Below are 365 nucleotides of genomic sequence, written 5' to 3'. Positions count from 1 at the left end.
ATGCCGCCGGAGAAATCGCCGGCGCGAAAGGCCGGCACCATGTCGTTTTCGATGATCAGCTTGGTGTGCAGGTCGGTCAGCGTGCCTTCCAGCCCGTACCCGACCTCGATGCGCATCTTGCGGTCGTTTGGCGCAACCAGGAGTAGGACACCGTTATTCTCCTTGGCCTGGCCGAGCTTCCAGAAGCGGAACAGCCGGTTGGCGTAGGGCTCGATCTCCTCGCCGCCGAGGCTGGGGATGGTGGCGACGACGATCTGGTCCGAGCCCTTGGTTTCGAGCTCGGCGAGTTTTTGGGTGAGCGCGGCACGTGTGCCGGCATCGATGATGCCGGCATTGTCGACGACGCGACCTGTCAGAGCCGGAAG

The 365-nt window shown here is 63.6% G+C and carries 1 protein-coding gene; it reads right to left on the bottom strand.

Going from position 1 to position 365, the window contains the following annotated elements; all coding sequences use genetic code 11:
- The coding region (locus X744_RS139595) for a YgcG family protein (protein WP_023763270.1) at positions 1 to 365 on the bottom strand (365 nt) is incomplete at both ends.

The organism is Mesorhizobium sp. LNHC252B00, from assembly GCF_000502955.1.
In the GTDB taxonomy this organism is placed as follows: Bacteria; Pseudomonadota; Alphaproteobacteria; order Rhizobiales; family Rhizobiaceae; genus Mesorhizobium.
This window is presented reverse-complemented; position numbering and strand designations above follow the sequence as displayed.